The sequence below is a fragment of the Nonomuraea sp. NPDC004354 genome (assembly GCF_053602555.1).
In genome coordinates this window covers 253,594-269,830 of record NZ_JBSGDV010000004.1, presented here as the reverse complement: position 1 = coordinate 269,830, position 16,237 = coordinate 253,594, and the positions used below count along the sequence as shown (strand labels likewise).

Annotated in this window: 19 protein-coding genes; 9 read left to right on the top strand and 10 right to left on the bottom strand. The window is 69.4% G+C overall.

The annotated features are described in order from the left end of the window. Nucleotides 1-210 precede the first annotated feature (210 nt). From ACWENQ_RS16050 to ACWENQ_RS16040, 3 genes are read left to right on the top strand one after another with little or no spacing between them, the layout of a single operon-like run. Nucleotides 211-399: a hypothetical protein gene (locus ACWENQ_RS16050; protein WP_449919157.1), complete on the top strand. Its 189-nt coding sequence runs from the start codon at nucleotides 211-213 to the stop codon at nucleotides 397-399. Between the two features lie 4 nt (nucleotides 400-403). Continuing rightward, nucleotides 404-625: a hypothetical protein gene (locus ACWENQ_RS16045; protein ID WP_452414761.1), complete on the top strand. Its 222-nt coding sequence runs from the start codon at nucleotides 404-406 to the stop codon at nucleotides 623-625. 23 nt (nucleotides 626-648) lie between these two features. Further along, nucleotides 649-1,254 (top strand): VOC family protein, encoded by a 606-nt coding sequence (locus ACWENQ_RS16040; protein ID WP_452414760.1) that lies wholly within the window; start codon nucleotides 649-651, stop codon nucleotides 1,252-1,254. Nucleotides 1,255-1,404: 150 nt separating this feature from the next. On the opposite strand, the gene ACWENQ_RS16035 is transcribed toward ACWENQ_RS16040, so the two are convergent. Beyond that, the gene (locus ACWENQ_RS16035) at nucleotides 1,405-1,794 is read right to left on the bottom strand and encodes a RidA family protein (protein WP_452414758.1); all 390 of its coding nucleotides are present in this window, start codon (nucleotides 1,792-1,794) and stop codon (nucleotides 1,405-1,407) included. A gap of 96 nt (nucleotides 1,795-1,890) precedes the next feature. Between ACWENQ_RS16035 and ACWENQ_RS16030 the strand changes: the two genes are divergently transcribed. Next, entirely contained in the window at nucleotides 1,891-2,271 is a 381-nt protein-coding gene (locus ACWENQ_RS16030; protein ID WP_452414757.1) for a winged helix-turn-helix transcriptional regulator, read from the top strand. Nucleotides 2,272-3,041: 770 nt separating this feature from the next. On the opposite strand, the gene ACWENQ_RS16025 is transcribed toward ACWENQ_RS16030, so the two are convergent. The 4 genes from ACWENQ_RS16025 to ACWENQ_RS16010 all read right to left on the bottom strand — a co-directional run bounded on the left by ACWENQ_RS16025 (nucleotide 3,042) and on the right by ACWENQ_RS16010 (nucleotide 7,024). Next, nucleotides 3,042-4,244 carry a serine hydrolase domain-containing protein gene (locus ACWENQ_RS16025; RefSeq protein WP_452415023.1) on the bottom strand — a complete coding sequence of 401 codons (1,203 nt, stop codon included), beginning with the start codon at nucleotides 4,242-4,244 and terminating at the stop codon, nucleotides 3,042-3,044. A 501-nt stretch (nucleotides 4,245-4,745) separates the two neighbouring features. Then, nucleotides 4,746-4,916, bottom strand: a complete 171-nt coding sequence (locus ACWENQ_RS16020) for a hypothetical protein (RefSeq protein ID WP_449919168.1) — start codon at nucleotides 4,914-4,916, stop codon at nucleotides 4,746-4,748. A gap of 386 nt (nucleotides 4,917-5,302) precedes the next feature. Further along, nucleotides 5,303-6,301, bottom strand: coding sequence for an alpha/beta hydrolase (locus ACWENQ_RS16015; RefSeq protein ID WP_452414756.1), 999 nt, complete (start codon nucleotides 6,299-6,301; stop codon nucleotides 5,303-5,305). Between the two features lie 132 nt (nucleotides 6,302-6,433). Next, nucleotides 6,434-7,024: a TetR family transcriptional regulator gene (locus tag ACWENQ_RS16010; protein WP_449919174.1), complete on the bottom strand. Its 591-nt coding sequence runs from the start codon at nucleotides 7,022-7,024 to the stop codon at nucleotides 6,434-6,436. A 94-nt stretch (nucleotides 7,025-7,118) separates the two neighbouring features. Here ACWENQ_RS16010 and ACWENQ_RS16005 point away from each other — a divergent pair, with 94 nt between their 5' ends. Continuing rightward, entirely contained in the window at nucleotides 7,119-8,279 is a 1,161-nt protein-coding gene (locus ACWENQ_RS16005; RefSeq protein ID WP_452414755.1) for an FAD-dependent monooxygenase, read from the top strand. Between the two features lie 38 nt (nucleotides 8,280-8,317). Here the strand turns inward: ACWENQ_RS16005 and ACWENQ_RS16000 are convergent, their stop codons facing one another. The 5 genes from ACWENQ_RS16000 to ACWENQ_RS15980 form a co-directional block, all read right to left on the bottom strand. Then, complete coding sequence (locus ACWENQ_RS16000) at nucleotides 8,318-8,599, bottom strand: histidine kinase (RefSeq protein WP_449919179.1); 282 nt, start codon at nucleotides 8,597-8,599, stop codon at nucleotides 8,318-8,320. Nucleotides 8,600-8,637: 38 nt separating this feature from the next. Further along, nucleotides 8,638-9,252, bottom strand: coding sequence for a hypothetical protein (locus tag ACWENQ_RS15995; protein ID WP_452414754.1), 615 nt, complete (start codon nucleotides 9,250-9,252; stop codon nucleotides 8,638-8,640). A 213-nt stretch (nucleotides 9,253-9,465) separates the two neighbouring features. Then, entirely contained in the window at nucleotides 9,466-12,156 is a 2,691-nt protein-coding gene (locus ACWENQ_RS15990) for a WD40 repeat domain-containing protein (RefSeq protein WP_452414753.1), read from the bottom strand. Continuing rightward, entirely contained in the window at nucleotides 12,132-13,166 is a 1,035-nt protein-coding gene (locus tag ACWENQ_RS15985; protein WP_452414751.1) for a serine/threonine-protein kinase, read from the bottom strand. Before ACWENQ_RS15985 ends, ACWENQ_RS15990 begins: the two co-directional genes overlap by 25 nt. A gap of 110 nt (nucleotides 13,167-13,276) precedes the next feature. Further along, nucleotides 13,277-14,200, bottom strand: a complete 924-nt coding sequence (locus ACWENQ_RS15980) for a CHRD domain-containing protein (RefSeq protein WP_452414750.1) — start codon at nucleotides 14,198-14,200, stop codon at nucleotides 13,277-13,279. Between the two features lie 198 nt (nucleotides 14,201-14,398). Here ACWENQ_RS15980 and ACWENQ_RS15975 point away from each other — a divergent pair, with 198 nt between their 5' ends. From ACWENQ_RS15975 to ACWENQ_RS15960, 4 genes are all read left to right on the top strand, one after another. After that, entirely contained in the window at nucleotides 14,399-15,115 is a 717-nt protein-coding gene (locus ACWENQ_RS15975; protein ID WP_452414748.1) for a hypothetical protein, read from the top strand. After that, nucleotides 15,112-15,375 (top strand): hypothetical protein, encoded by a 264-nt coding sequence (locus tag ACWENQ_RS15970; protein WP_452414746.1) that lies wholly within the window; start codon nucleotides 15,112-15,114, stop codon nucleotides 15,373-15,375. Before ACWENQ_RS15975 ends, ACWENQ_RS15970 begins: the two co-directional genes overlap by 4 nt. Before the next feature lie 158 nt (nucleotides 15,376-15,533). Beyond that, a complete protein-coding gene (locus ACWENQ_RS15965; protein WP_452414745.1) occupies nucleotides 15,534-15,713 on the top strand; it encodes a hypothetical protein in 180 nt (59 codons plus the stop codon). A 5-nt stretch (nucleotides 15,714-15,718) separates the two neighbouring features. Next, nucleotides 15,719-16,228, top strand: a complete 510-nt coding sequence (locus ACWENQ_RS15960) for a hypothetical protein (protein WP_449919196.1) — start codon at nucleotides 15,719-15,721, stop codon at nucleotides 16,226-16,228. The last annotated feature ends 9 nt before the right edge of the window (nucleotides 16,229-16,237 follow it).

Below are 16,237 nucleotides of genomic sequence, written 5' to 3'. Positions count from 1 at the left end.
GCGTCGCATGCTGTTCAGCCGACGCCACCGCGACGAAGCCGGTCCTTCGACTACGGTCCCGCCGAGGTTGCGTCGCGGTCCTCCTGGGCGCGGCCATGGTCCTGGCGCCGGTGTGACGTTCGCCCCTGGTGGGGAGTGCAGCCACGTTCTGGTACCAGGCAAGCTCCTCGGGACCCTGCGCGGGCCCGGCCCGTCCCGGCGGTCACCGCGATGCGTGTGGACGCCACGGATCCGGACGCCCTCGACCGGGCACGGGAAGGCGTCGACGCCGTGCTCAAGCGCGCCGGGATCGACAACGCCCACGTCGCCGGTGCCTACCTGGAACGCGGCATCGGCCCCGGCCCGGACCGGGTCGGCAGGAGGTGCTCCGCCTCTCCGCTTCGCCAACGCAGCCGATGACGCGGTGGAGAACCACACCGGCGGATGGTTTTACCCGCGCCTGATCGGCTGGAACGGCTACCCGGGTACTTCCAGCGGAGATGTCAGTTTCCGGAACGCGTTCGTGCACCACTCCGCCTTCGGCGACGCCCGCCTCGAGATCGGCGCGGCTTCCATGAAGGCCCAGCTCGAACGAGCCAAGCCCGGCGGCATCCCGTTCGACCCCAAGGCCCCCTGGTCCTGGTAAAGATCGCCACCAAGGAGATAGCGATGAGCACGACAGATGTCGGCGTCGGCAGCTTCGACATGAAGATCGAGGTGATCGTCCTGCCCGTCTCTGACGTCGAGCGGGCGACGGAGTTCTACCGCAGGATCGGCTGGAGGCAGGACGTCACGCCGCCCGGGGTCGAGCAGTTCACGCCGCCGGGTTCGCCGGGCTCGGTGCACTTCGGGGAGAACATCACCTCGGCCGCGCCCGGCTCGGCCAGGGCGTACGTGATCGTCTCCGACATCGAGACCGCCAGGCGGGCGCTGGTCGCGGCCGGCGTCGACGTCGGCGAGATCTTCCACCGCACCCCGGACGGGCAGGCCGACGGCCTGGATCCGGAGCGCCGCACCTACAACTCCCTCGCCACTTTCAGCGACCCCGACGGCAACACCTGGGTCATGCAGGAGGTCACGACCCGCCTGCCCGGGCGCGTGGACCCGGCTCCCGCCTCCTACACCTCCGCGGGCGAACTGGCCGAGGCACTGCGGCGGGCCGAGGCCGCCCACGGTGAGCACGAGAAGCGCACCGGCGAACCGGACGCGGACTGGCCCAGCTGGTATGCCGCGTACATGATCGCCGAGCAGGCCGGGACGGAGTTGCCCACCTAGAAACCGTGTGGACATGCCGCCCTGTGCTCAGCCGAGCCGGCTCCGGCCGATCGGGCTCACACCTGCGCCAGGCCGCCGTCGACGAAGAGTTCGATGCCGGTGGGAAGGCTGGTTGGCCGGCCCGGCGGGTGCCTGCGTAGCTACGCCAGTTCAGTCGAGGATCGCGGTGGCTTCTATCTCGACCAGATGGTCGGGGATGTCCAGCGCCGCGACACCCACAAGAGTGGCCGGGGGAACGGGAGTGATCCCGAGCCTTCCGGCCGCCCGGGAGATCCCCTCCAGCAGAGCCGGCATCTTGTCAGGAGTCCAGTCGACGACGTACACGGTCAGTCTCGCCACATCGGAGAAGGAACCGCCGACCTCGGCCAGGGCAGTGCCGATGTTGAGGTAGCACTGCTCGACCTGCGCTGCGAGCTCCGGTTCCGCGTCCCAGGCGACCTGCCCGGCGATGAAGACCAGCTTCGTCCCGGACGCGATCGCCACCTGCCGGTAAACGTCGATCGTGGGCAATCCGTCGGGGTTCACCAGAGTGATGGCCATGACGCCTGCTTTCGTAGTCACTTGTGGTTACTCAGGAACCGTAAGAGAGTGTTCTCTGACATGGAAGAACGCACCTTTCAGTGACTGGGGAACCCGATGGTGACCAAGCAGTACGGAAGCTCACCCGAGGCCGCGGACCTCAGACGCGCGGACTCCCTGGCGCGGGAGATCTTCTCGGATGTCGCCAACAAGTGGGCGCTCCTCATCATCGAGGCCCTCGGCGAGCGCACCCTGCGCTTCAGCGAGCTGCGGCAGGAGATCGAGGGCATCAGCCACAAGATGCTCACCCAGAACCTTCGCATGCTGGAGCGCAACGGCCTGGTCGAGCGCGAGGTGCATCCCACCGTGCCGCCGCGGGTGGAGTACACCCTCACCGAGCCGGGCAGGGCTCTGCGATCGGTGGCTGACGGGATGTGCGACTGGACCCAGCGGTACCTGGCGCACATCGAGGCTGCCCGCGGGCGCTTCGACGCCTGACGGCCGCCGCGGTCACGGGAGGCTGTGGCGGTACGCGCCCGGCGAACGCCCGACCCAGCGCGTGAAGGTGCGCTCGGCTCGGAGAACCCGAGCCGATGGGAGAGCTCGTCGATGGACTCGCCACCGCGGTCCACGGCGATGTCGCGCCGCAGTTCCTCACGGATCCTGTTGAAGGACGTGCCTGTCGCCAGCCGGCGCATGTGCTGGACGCTGATCGACAGGCGGGCGGCCACGTCGTCGGCGTTGCAGGTGCCCAGGAACAGGGTGCTGGTGTGCCGGTCGGTGTAAGGGGTCGGGGCCAGCCGTTCGAAACCGCGGGGTGGTTTCTGGTATCCCTACGCCGCGGGCGCGCGTGGCGTCTGGTGTCGATCCGTAGTGCTCGACTGCGAGTCCCGTCGTCTCCCGCGCCGTGGCCGTCGGGAGACGCTTCTCCCGGCAGGTGCCCCTGCCCGGCCTGCTCCGGACGAAGCCTCGGGGAGAACCCCGCCCGGGGCAGACAGCCGCCGCCTGCCCGCCGCCGGACGCCGCAAACATGCGACTCTTGGCTTGTCGTTCAAGCTCCGATCTTCGTCTTCGCGGCATGGTGGACATGTCGGTCTGTCGCTGTCTGCAGCCGGTCAGGGGCTGCGGCGCGGCTTGGTGCCTTGCGATGGTGAGCTGGGCGCGTGGAGCGCTCGCCAGTGACCGGGAGAGTCCGACGCCGTGGCGGGGGAGTGCGGCGTCCACCGGTCGGCGGCGCGGGTCATGCAGGCCGATCACCACCGCACCGGTCAGTTGGCGGAAGCCGTGGTCGGCACGGGCTGGCCGAACATCGCGCAGGCCACGGCCGTCTGGAGCGCCGGGGCGGCCTCGGCGATCTTCGGGTCGGCCCCGAACTCGGCCTGGACCTCCGTCGACATGAGGACGGTCGCCGAGCGGGTGCCGGTGCGGTCGGTGATACTGATGCTGAGGTAGCCGGGGATGCCGCCTTCGTGACCCCAGAACGTGCCGCACGGGCTCGTACCGGTCTGGATGCCGAGTCCGTAGCCGGGCCCGTCCGGCTGCTGCGGGTCCCTCGGCACAGTGGCGCGCAGCTGTGCCAGCTGGGCGGCGGGCAGCAGCTTGCCGGACATCAACGCGGTGTAGAACCGGGACCAGTCCCGTGTGGTGGACACCAGCGCCCCGGCCGCCCCGCTCCACCCGGGGTCATTGTCGGAGACGTCCACGTGACCGTGGTGGCGCGCCCCGGCGAAGTGCCGGAATTTGGCCGGCACGGTCTGCGGCATGTGGGCGGCATCCGGTTCGTAGCCGTGCGCATGGGAGCCGCGCCAGGTGGAGTCCGTGGCGAAGTAGGTGTGCTTGAGGTCGAGCGGTCGGGCGATCCGATCCCGGACCAGATCGGCCAGGCTCGCCCCGGTGACCCGCTCCAGGACGGCGCCGACCGCGGCGTAGTTGGTGTTGCTGTACGACCACTTCGTGCCCGGCGCGAACAGCGGATCGTGCTTCACCCCCACGGCGAGCAGCTTCGCCGAGGTCCACCGCCGCCGATCCTTGCCGAGGATCGACGGCAGGAGCGCGGCGTCATCGGTGTAGTCGAACAGGCCGCTGGTGTGGTTCAGCAGCATGCGCAACGTGATCGCCTTGCCGCCTGGCACCTTGCCAGGCAGCCACTTCTCCACCGGGTCGGTCAGAGCGAGCTTGCCCTCGGCGACCAGCCGCAGCACGAGCGTGGCCATCACGGTCTGGGTGTGGGACCCCATCCGGAACTCGTCTCCCACCTTGAGCAGGTGATCCCGTCTGGTCCAGGTGGCCTGCTCGGCGATCTCGATCGGCCGGCCGCGGCCGTCGTCGACCCGCACGACCACACCGGGCGCCCCGGCGTCCACCAGGTTCCGTGCCAACTGCTGTAGCTGAGCGCGCTGCGCCGTGGTGCCGCTCCAGTCCGCGTACGGCGTGGCCGCGGCGGCAGCGGGGAACGCCGCGGCCACGGTCATACTCACGGCCAGCGCCGAAGCTGTGACCGTACGCAGCCGGCGTGGCCGCGCACGATCCGACGAAAAGACAGGTTGGGACATTGACCCGTTCCTCCGGGTGATAGGTGATAAGGGATAGGTGACGCGGACCGCCTCACCCTCCAACGCGCCCCTCACAAACCGCACGCTGTCGGCGGCGCGACCGGTATCGCCCTGCTTCGGGGCAGGATGTCGACGGGCTGGACCCGCGCAGCTGGCGGGGTGATGGACATCATCGTCCGGCGCACCGGCAAAGACGGCGTTCCCCTCGGGGAGATGCCCGCTGGTCATCGTGCGGGGTGCCCCACCTCGGGTCAGGTGGTCATGTGAAGCCCGATTTCGGAATGGGAGGTAGATCTGGATTTCCACTCCGGCTTTCGCGGTGCGTTCACCCCTGGTTCAGCCTGGCCGCATTTCGTCAGAGCAACGGAATTGGGGTGAGGCGAACCGCGCCCACACCCCAATCCGATGGAACGAGACCGTCTACCAGACGTTTGTGCAGGAGAGCACCGAACCGTCCGCGAACTCCGCCGTCGACCGCACGCACACGATGACATCGGAGAAGTCCGCCGCGGCGTGCGCACTGCTCGCACCCATGAACGTCGCGCCAGCCAGCGCGACTACCGCCAAGACCCTGCTGATCATCTTCTTCATTTCCGCTTCCCCCAGAAGGATTCATTCGCGCTGGATGTTTCGTTCAAGGATGGCGGGGGTGACGGGCAGTTTGAAGATCGACGGGTGGCAGGATGCTGCGGGATCGAAGGCAGCATCATGCAATGGAGGCCGGCCGAACCGGACTTGTCGCAGTGGGCGATGCGGCCGTCCCCGCCACCGGCAGCGTGTCGGTGAGTCACGAATCCTCGGTGGACGGCAGCCGGCTCAGGGCGTCCAGACCGTGCCGCAGATGAAAGAGCGCACCGCGACCTCGGCAAACACGCTCCGCTCGCGTTATCAGTTCCAAGCAGCCTGGCTCATCCCCGAACGCCCGGGCCGAAACTCATCGCAGAAGGACGGTCTTCCCCCGACACGTCACGGGAGTGTCAAAGCGTGCCGAGTGCCTTGCGCAGCACGTGGACAGCCTGGTCGATGGCCGCTGTGGTGGCCTGGGTGGAACGCACCGGGTTCAGCATCATGAAGTCGTGGATGATGCCGTTGTACCGGACGCACGCTGTGGGAACACCGGCCTGAGTGAGTTTGGCGGCGTAAGCCTCGCCCTCGTCCCTGAGGACGTCGTTCTGGTCGACGATGACCAGCGCCGGCGGGAGGCCCGCGAGTTCCTCCAGGGAGGCGCGCAACGGTGACGCGGTGATCTCTTTGCGCTGCGCTCCATCGCCCGGGATGTACGCGTCCCAGAACCAGGCCATCGCCCTCGCGGTGAGGAACGGCCCGTCGGCGAACTCGCGGTAGCTGTCGGTGTCCTGCGCCGCGTCGGTGACGGGGTAATAGAGCGACTGGTGCACGAACCGCACGTCACCGCGCTGCTTGGCCATGATCGCCACCGCGGCGGTCATGTTGCCGCCGACCGAGTCGCCGGCGACTGCCATGCGGCTGGCGTCGAGCCCTTCGCCGGCGCCGTTCTTGATGATCCACTGCGCGGTCGCGTACGCCTGCTCGATGGCGACGGGATAGCGCGCCTCCGGGGAGCGGTCGTACTCGACGAAGACCAGGGCCGCCCGCGCGCCGTTGGCAAGTTCGCGGACAAGCCGGTCGTGCGTGGCCGAGTTGCCGAGGATCCACCCGCCGCCATGGATGTAGAGGATCACCGGCAGGAGGCCGGTCGTCCCTTCAGGCTTGATGATGCGCACCTGGACATCTCCGACCTCCGCCGGAACGGTGATCCACTTGTCGCCGGCGACGGGCTGCTTGTCGATCGGAGCGGACTGAATATCGTCGAGTACCTTGCGGGCACCCTCAGGTCCGAGTTCATAGAGGAAGGGCGGGTTCGCGGTGGCATCCGCGATCTCCTGCGCTTCCGGTTCGAGTACGTGCTTGCTCATGTCTCGAATCCTTTCGGCGATGTGGCGGATCCAACCACTCACGTGGTTAAAGCCCTCTCAAATCCGTTCGATCGCCGCGTTGGAGCCTGCTCCTCACGGGGCCGCGATGCCAGGGAGCGAACCTGGCTCTGCGGCTGCGCCGGGCCTCCACGCCTGCGCCAGGTCCGCGCCTCGCTAGATCGTCGGTTGGACGCCCGCGATCAGGGCCGTGGTCACCCTGTGCATGCGCCGGCGCAGGTCGGGAGTGTGGCTCAGCACGAGATGGTGCGCGGTCCCCACCAGGGCGAGTGCGAGCGAGTCCACGTCGGCTTCGGCCTGGACGCGGCCGTGTTCGCGTTCGGCGCGGAGGTAGGCGGCGAAGGCGCGCTCGCCGGAATCCATGTGCAAGGTGCCGTCGGCGAGTGCGTCGCCCAGCCGGGGAATGAGGGACGGCCTGGCCATGACGAGCCCGGCGAGGGCGAGCAGGTTGCTCGCGAACAACGTCTCGACGGCGTCCAGGAGGTTGTCCACCACGCGGCCCGTGCCCGCCAGCCCAGGCAGGCCGGCCAGGCTCTCGCCCGTCCGGGCCGCGCGATCGAGGAGCAGCGCGGCCAGGAAGCTGTCCAGGTCGGCGAAGTGGTTGTAGAGCAGGCCGGTGGCGCACCCGGCCTCCTTGGTGATGGCGCGTCCAGTCAGGCCGGACGGGCCCTCGCGCAGCAGCACGCGCTCGGCCGCGTTGAAGAGCTGCTGTCGTACGTCAGGGATCGCAACACCACGCGGTGACATGACCAGCCAATCTACCGGAACCGTCTTTACAAAGAATGAGCATGTGCTCATGCTATATGAGCACATGCTCATTCTTACGAGGAGGCTGAGGAACATGGCAGGAAAGGCCGTCATCGTCGGAGCAGGAATCGCCGGGCTCGCCGCCGCGCTGCGGCTGCGCCAGATCGGCTGGGAACCGCTGGTGGTCGAGCGGGCTCCGGCCCGCAGAACAGGCGGGTACGTGGTGGCGTTCTTCGGGCGTGGCTACGACGCCGCCGAGCGCATGGGCGTCCTGCCCGCGCTGCGCGAGCGCTGTTCTGGCGCGGTCGCCATGGCCTACCTCAAGCCTGATGGCCGGCACCGCTTCACCGTCCCGAACCATACGGTGCGGACCCTGCTCGGGGAGCGCGGCCTCACGCTGATGCGCGGCGACATCGAGGCGGCACTGTACGAGCAGGTCGAGGAGAACGTGCCGATCAGGTTCGGGACCACGCTTACCGCGGTGGAGCAGCACGCCGGCGGCGTCCGCGTCGAACTCGACGACGGCACCACGGTCGAGGCCGACCTGCTGGTGGGCGCCGACGGGCTGCACTCGAAGGTGCGCGAGCTGGTCTTCGGCCCGGAGAACCGGTTCCGCCGCGACCTCGGGCACGTCATCGCCGCCACGACGCTGGATCACCTTCCTGACGGCGCGCCCGAACGCGCTTTCACCACCGTCACCCGGATCGGCCACCTGTTCACGATCGCCAACCTCGGCCCCGGCAGGACCGCGGCCTTCTTCACCTACGGCACCCCCGACCCGGCCGCCGAACTGGCCAAGGATCCGCTGCGGGCCCTGGCGGAGGTCTTCCATGACATCCCCTGGACCGCGCCGGACGTGATCCGGAAACTGACCGCCGACCGGCTCTACTTCGACAGCGTCAGCCAGATCGTCGCCGGCCGGTGGAGCGACGGGCGGGTGGTGCTTCTCGGGGACGCCGCCTGGTGTGTCACCCTCTTCGCGGGCTACGGCTCCTCGCTGGCTGTCGCGGGAGCCTACGAACTCGGGACGGCCCTCCAGCGGCAGCCCGGCGACCTGCCCACCGCCCTGCGCGACTGGGAGGCCCGGCTGCGTCCGGAGGTGGAGGAACGCCAGGCGATGGGCCGCCGCAACAGCGGAACCCACGCCCCCGCCAGCTGGCTCGACCTGCTGAAACGAGACGTACCCCTGCGCCTGAGCACCCTGCCGCCGGTCACCCGCTGGCTGGGAAACCGGCTCCGCATTCACCACAAGTGAGAGGCCGGCCGACCCGGGGTTCTGCTGGGCGTCGAGGATCATGCGAACCCGGCCCGGACGAGTTCCCGGTCGTCGGCGATGACGACGCGCGAACTCCTCATGCCGCGACCCCGAGCGACCCCGAGCGGCGCCGAGGCGGCGACCGCGTCGAACGTGGCCTCGGCCCGGTCGGGATCGCCGCGCACCACGACCGGCCCGGCTTCGGCCTGGACGACCATGAGGCTGACCGCGTGGGCGAGGACGTCGTGCATGTCCCTGGCGATGCGCGCCCGCTCGCGTTCCGCGGCCCGTTCGAGCCGGCGTGCCGGGACGGCACGCACCCGCTTGAGGAGGGACGCGACCCGGCATTCTCCATTCATCACACAGAAGCCGGTACGGCAGGCTCGACCACGCGGTGCCGGGCCTCAGCCAGACGCGACGCGCGGGACACCCGGGCCAGCGCCAGGTAGGAGATCAACAGGAAGGCGGCGCCCAGCGGCATGAGGTCCTTCTCCACGAACGGCACCAGGACATCAACGATCACCAGGACGGGCGTCCAGGCCTTGACGCGGCGCTGGACCGCAAGCCGGAGTACCAGGCCGATCTGGGCGACGAAGAAGAGCGGCGGCCCGAAGTCGTAGATCACCTGCTGGACCCCGGGAACCGCCTGCACCTGGTCGAACAGCACGCCCATCGCGGCGTGGTCGGCTGACCGGAACCCGATGACGATGTCGATGGCGAACTGGGCGATCAGCGTGGCGATACCGACATATCCGGCGAAGGCCAGCCCGCTGGCCAGCCGTCCACGACCGGCCAGCCTCCGCATCTCATGGAAGGTCATGGCGAAGAACACCAGAGCACCGATGAAGGCCAGGTGCCCGGTTGTCCAGGCGAGCCCGGGACCACGGCTGCCGTCCAGGCCGTCCAGGATGCGGATCACGCCGTAGGTGAAGGTGAGGACGGGGGCGGCGACGAAGGCGATGCGGGGGTTCATCTCGTTGACTCCTTAGCTGCGATGACCTCCCCCATCCTGGTTTCGCGCGGCCTTACGGACATCGCCGAGGCGAGTGAACTGCCCCATCCCTCTCAAGAGGGATCCGCCGCGCCGGACGGGCTCCCGAGAGCGGCAGGCGATGAGGTAACTCAACGTACATGCGCTCACCCAGCGCGAGCCGTTTCACCCCTGCGCGACCACGGCGCACACTGGCTACTGCTCCGCACCCGCAGCCGGCTCGTCGCACCCGCTCCCGGAGGGCAGGCCGTAGAGGCCACGTTCGGCCGGGTACGGCGTTCGCCCCGCCTTGGCGCACACCGCGGTCAACGCCTGCTTGAGGCTGAGCGGGTAGGTGTGAACACCGCCGGAGGCGTCGACACTGCGCAGCGCCCGGCCGCCGTCGCCGAACGCGACGGCCAGCACGTCGCCGTCATGCTGGAAAGCAGGCCCGATCGGAGTTCCGGTGCCGACGTCCCACAGCCGGACCGTGTTATCGTAGCCGCCTGTGGCCAGGGTCTTACCGTCGGGGCTGAAGGCCGCCGTGGCGATCCAGGCCTCGGTGTGGCCCCGCATCACCGGCCCGGACGGTTGCCGTAGTGCAGGATCCCACAGCGTCACAGAACCGTCGGCCACCCGGAGCAGGGCGTGCCGGCCGTCGGGAGTGAATCCGAGGTTCTCCGTCGAATAGCCTGGCATGCGGAAGCCCGAGGCTTCCGTGCGCTGGCAGGTCGGTTCCGTCGCCAGGTCCATCACGCAGACCCCGTTGTCCGGGTGGCCGACGACGACGCTCGCGCCGTCCGGCGAGAAGGCCAGGGTCTCGGCGAACACCTGATCCACCTTCGCGCTCTGGCGGCCGGTGCGGGTGTCCCATACGCGAATGCTGAAGCCGTTGTCCGCCGAGTCTTCGTCGGCGACGACGACGGCCGCGGCCAGCGATGAGCCGTCCCGAGAGAAATCCAGAGCCAGGATCTCGCCGCTGCCGGAGGAGGAGATCGGACGTTCGTGGTCGAGCGTGTACTTGGCGCGCACCTTCCCGGCGGCTGTGTCGATCAGCACGACTTCGGCTCCGTCACCGTGGACCGCCAGCAGGCGTCCATTGGGGGAGAAGCGTAGCGGGGGCCGGTAAATGCCCTGGATGACGGCGGAGAAGTCCGGACTCACCCATGGCTCGCGGAACGCGTGGACAACGCGTCCGGTGTCCGCTTCCATGATCCGTAGCTTGGAGTCGTCCATGACGGCGAGCAGCCGTCCGTCGTTGCTGAGAGCGGCCGACTTGACCGAACCCACGCGTGAACCGGGGCGCGTGAGCGGGCGGGCGTCCACGATGCGCACCTCGCCGTCGCTCATCATGGTGAACAGGTCGCCGTCGGGGCTGAAGGCGATCGCGGAGCCGACCGGATGCTCGAACGTCTGCAGGACGTCCATCGGCCGCCAAGGGTCTTCGGGTCCCGCGACGGGCATCGTGGGAGACAGTTCGAGGCTGGTGGACCGTCCCCAGATGACGACCTGGCCGCACAGCTCACCTGCGAGCACTTTCGCCGAGGCGTCGAAGGCCAGCCGCTCCGGCCAGCACTCGTTCGCGCCGGAGTTCATCACCGGCGTCTCATGCAGCGGGAAGGCGGCCCTGCCCACATGCCGGCCGAGCACTCCCTTGCGCACCGTCCACACGTCGACGAAGTAGGTCCGGGGGTCCGCGTCGACGCTCATGGAGTCCCGCTGTACGGCCAGCAGCCGCCCGTCCGGGCTCAGCTGCGCGAAGCGGAAGCGGTCCTCGGATCCCCCGATCTTCTCCAGGGAGACGATCCGCCCGGTACCCGCGTCCGAGATGCCGATGGACGACCCCGCTGTACAACCGACCATCGTGCCCGGGTGGCGTGGCCCCGCGAACACGGCGGACTTGCCGCATGTGGCTTTGCGCAGCAGCCGGCCCCTGCCGTCGAATCTCAGGTCGTTGCGATCCAGCACGCCGTCGTCCCACGCGACGGGGCTGCCCACCTGTTCGCCGTCCGCGGTGCGCCGAATGGTCACCACGGGTCCGTAGTTGCAGTACGCGTCCTTGCATTCGGCTGTGGCCAGGTAGCGCCGGTCGGTGGACAGGAAGGCGACCCGCACCTTGACCTTGTGCTCGACCCCAGGGACCCGGGCGAGGGTCCGCCCGGTGACGGCGTCGGAGATCACCGCGGCGCCGTCCTTGATCTCGACGAGCGACCTGCCGTCCTGGCCGAGTCCTATGGCCCGCGTGGTCCCACGGGTCAGGCTCGGCTGTGCCAGGGACCCGAGCAGCGCCCTCCTCGTATCGGGAAGATCGGCAGTTGTGGCGGCCGCGGCGCTCAGCAGCAGCGCGGCCGCGGGGTCCGACTCCCGCAGGGTCTCCGCTCTGGCCGCCAGCTGCCTGGCCACAGCGTCATCGCGTTGACGCTGGACCTCGCGACGGCTGAGCTCCATCAGCCCGGCGAACGTCGCCGTGGCGACGAGCAGGACGGCCAGCGTCATCGAGATCAGGCGGCGGCGCCGTAACCGTCGCTGGGTCAGTCCCGCGCTGCCGGAAAGGAACGCCCGCTCCACCGAGGCCAGCTGCAGGCGGCGGCGGCCGGCGGCGGCCCAGGCGGTCGCCTGGTCGAGCGCCACTCCCTGGTACAGGTCGCTCTCTCGGCGGCCGTGCCCGTTCCAGTTCCGCGCGGCCTCACGCAGCCGCTGGTAGACGGGTAGCCCAGGGCCCTCCTCGGCGATCAGTGTGCGTAGCCGGGGCCAGGCCTGGACGAGCGCGGGATGGGCCAGGCATATGTCGCCGTCGCGCACATGGACCACGCCACCGGCGGTCAGCGCGGACACGACCGGCTCGATCGTCGCTCGGCCCAGCTCATCGGGATCGACACTGCTCAGGGAGCCGTCTCCGTTGACCATGCGCAGCAGGGCTGGTCGGCCACGCTCTGCTTGTCCGGGGACAGCCGCTCGAAGGCGTGCTGGGCCTGCTCACCGAGGTGCGGGTCGGCCGTCCTCCCTCGAACCTCGGCCGCCGCCCGGCTGCCGGCCTGGAGCAGGCCACCGTTCTCGGCCGCCCCGACCAGGCCGAGCAGTAACTCGCGTGCGGTGGGCCGGGCTGCGGGGTCCTTGGCAAGGGTGGCGGACACCAGACTCTTCAACGGCTCGGCCACCGCGCTCAGGTCGACTTCCTTGCGGAGCACGCCGTTGATGGCCGCGGCGACATGCTGTCCGGAGAACGCCGCCGTGCCCGTGGCGGCATAGACGATGACCGCGCCCCAGGCGAACACGTCAGCGGCGGCGGTGGGCAGACCGCCCGAGAACAGCTCGGGAGCCATGTATCCGGGCGTGCCCATGATGCCGCGCGAGGCGGTCAGCGAGTTGTCGACGATGCGGGCGATACCGAAATCGATCACACGTGGCCCGTCCGGGCCCAGCAGCACATTGTCCGGCTTGAGATCGCAGTGGGCCACTCCCGCGTCATGGATGGCGGCCATCGCCGTGGCGATCCCGATCGCCAGGCGGCGCAGAGCATCGCCGGAATAGGGGCCGTCGCGGGTGACGGCCTCACGAAGGCTTGGACCGTCGACGTACTCGCTGACGATATACGGCCGCGCCCCTTCCAGATCGGCGTCGAGAACGCGGGCCGTACAGAACGGCGCCACCCGGCGCGCGGCCGCGATCTCCTTGGCGACGGGCCTGCCCAGGCCCGCCTCGGAGTGCAATACCTTGATCGCTACCCGCTCGCCGGTCGCACCGTACCCCTCGTACACCACGGCCTGTCCGCCACTGCCCAGGCGGCGCGCGATGACGTAGGGTCCGACGAGCTGAGGATCGTTCATGATCTTAGAGAGTCCATCAACGGACGTGTGGCCGCAACCCGCCTGACGCCAGTGGCAGGGGCGGGCCGGGATCGCCGTAGGCAAGGCCATCCGGCGAGTCCTGGCCCGCGTCGCCGAGGCCGATCCGGTCATCGCCGACGAACCGCACGACACAGCGCGGACAGTCCTGCGATTGACGGGGAGTACGGCCCGGCGCTCGGCTACCTGATGAACAGGTAGTCGGCCTGGTAGGGGACCTTGGCGATCGGCGTGGCCTTCGGGTCACAGGGACCGCCGGGCGCGACCCCGCCGACGGTGTTGAGCCGCATCACCTCGACGGCCTGCGCCAGTCGGCCCTGGTCGCCTCCGGTCTGGGTGGCCCGCAGTTCGAGCTCCGGGATGTTGCCGGTCCCGTTGGGCGTCCTGAGCAGGAGAGTGCCGGTGACGGCGCTGCCGTCCGGCGCGACCCACTGCGGCGGCCCCGCCTTCGGCTCGACGAACGAGTGCTTGATGTCACCCTTGAGCAGGGCGGACACGTCGTGCTGCGTGAAGGCGAACGCGCCGTTGTCCTGGCTCGTGCACGCGTAGATCTGCTTGCCCCTGATCACGGGGGCGACGTCGACCTTCGGCCCGTCCTCGCCGACCGGCTGGCTCACCTTGTGCAGCTGACCTCGTACGGCCCCGCCGGGGAACCCGTTCGTGTGCAGGTCGGTGGAGAAGGAGGTCGGGTCGGCGGTCAGGGCGGCCAGCAGGTCATCGTCGTCGACCGTCACCGAGCCTCTCGCCACGTAGCCGAACTGGTCGGACGCGAAAAGCGGAACCTTGACGTCGCCGTTCGCACCCGCCACCCCCGCGTGGATGTGCGCCGCGGTCGGCACGTCGATGCCCTGCCACCGCACGGTGTAGGTGAGGGTCGAGCCCTTGATCGTGATGACCTCGACGGCCCGGCCGTCCAGGTCGCCGACGGCACCGTCGGCGCCCGGTATCTCGTTGCGGCCCAGCAGGCTCGCCACGAGATGAACCGTCCCCTCGTCGGCCGTGGAGGACGCCGCGATGGCGGACGTGCCCGTGCTCGTGATCACGCCGGCCGCCAGTGCCAGCGCGGCACCTACCGCTGCCGGCCGCATCCGTTGAAGGACGTGCATCTCAAATCCTTTTCGATGTGGCGACGCACCTGACGCCGCCTTCGTGGACATCGGCGTTCCATCTCGTTCCAGGACAGATCCGCAGCACGCGGAAGCCGTGTTCCGTCAATGTGCCGGCGCGGGACACCCATGCCGGTCGGCGGTGCCGTCTCGCTCCGTTCGCAGGAACGGGACGGAACGCCTCAGGGAGTGAGGCAGGTGGGCGTGGAACGAGATCCACGCACAGGCGGAGAGGCGGCTGCGATGCGATGTGTCTTTTATGGGACCGGGGGTTTCCTGGGGCGGATCGACGGCGAGACACGTTGTGCTTTCTGGGCGGAGGAGCCAGTCGATCACGGCTTCGCCCCGAACCGGCTCATCGAGATCGATCTCGGCCGAACTCCCTCGGCCGCCGCCGCGAAACAGATCGCCTGGGATGACGTGCAGGTCGATGACTGCTTCACCGGGCCAAACGGCATGACGAGCGGCACGACACTCGGCCCGCGTTGGCCGGAGGTGCACATCGCCGGTGCGGTCTATCTCGAGCACGGTTTCGTGGAGTCACTTCCCCACGCCCTGCGTCCAGCGTGCCCTCCGGTGGGGGTGAGCGGGCACCGGCATGAGTACATGACCGCCGTCTACTGGCCGCACCTGGACGACCCGCGGGCCGGCAATCGCTACACCGGTCACCACGCCGAAATCCTTCAGGAGCAAGGCTCATTGGCGCGCGTGGCGGTTTACCCGCCGGGCACGTCGCAGCATCCGGGCGTCCGCCCGATCACGATGTGGCTGGATCTCCGCTCCGCGGAGCAGTGTGACGCCGGACCAGCCAGCCTGACCACGATCGGCGTCGACGACGCACCCAAACACGGCGCGCTGTTCTTGATCAGCGGCCGGCTACCCCACGATTGCCCGGACCCAGAGGATTCGCGATGAACAACGAACCCAACCCTTCCGCATCTCACACAACCGCCGATCGACCCCGCCGGTCGTGGTCCGGGGCGCTGCTGACCGCCGCCCTGCCGGTGACCGCCGCCGTCGCACTCAACGTCACCCCGCCGGCCACGGTCCTGCCCGGGCCCGAGCTTTCCGGCGCCCCGCGCCCCGCCGCCGTCGTGGCCGGTGAGGAGTGCGTTTCCACGCTGATGGCCGGCGCGCTCAACGCGGTGAAATGGCCGGACTGCGCCGGTGACTAGTGGGGTGACCAGACGGATACCGAGTCCCACAGGCACATGTCCCACGTGGTGATCGGCGCCCTGCCAAGGGTTCCCGGCCTGGCGCGTGATTCCGTACCTCGCACCGGCCCGCCACCCCCGTCCACCGCACCATCCCGACCACACGCCAAGGAGTAACCGTGCATCCCGACTCTGTCCCCTCGGCGCCACCGGTAGCCGATCCTCCGGCAGTTCCCGACCTCGCGCACCGACCCCGCCGCCCGCACCTGGCCGCGCTGTTCGACAGCGGCGCGTTCGTGGTCACCACCGCGCTGCTCGTCGTGAGCGAACCCAAGCTCCCGCCTTTCGCGGGTGACTAGCGGCCATGCCCGCCCCGCCGGCCTCACTCAACATCGCTTCGCCCGACTGCGCCGAGGCCTTCTTCGCCGGACGGATCGCGCGCTGCGTGAACCTGCAGCACGCGGGCTCGCTCAGCGAACTGCGTGACGTCCTCGAACGCCGCCTCGACCAGGCCGTCTCGCCGGCGACACTCGACCTGATCGGCCACTCGACCCGTGGCCATCGCCTGCTCCGCCTGGGCGACACACCGATCGACATGCTCGATCCGGTCGTGGCACGCTTCTTCCGGACGCTGGCCCAGGACCGGCTGCTACCGCGGCTACAGATCGTCGCGGTGCGCCTGCTCGGCTGCGAAACCGCCGTCACCGACGCCGGCCGGCGCACGCTGCGCATGCTCGCCCACACCCTGGGGATACCGGTCTCCGGCACCGGCAAACCGCTACTCAAGAGCCACTCCACCGCTCGCGGCTTCGATCCGGCCTTCGCTCACATCCTCGTCGAGGCCTCGCCCTGGCACGGTCATCCGGGTCGGTAGGGGGCAGTG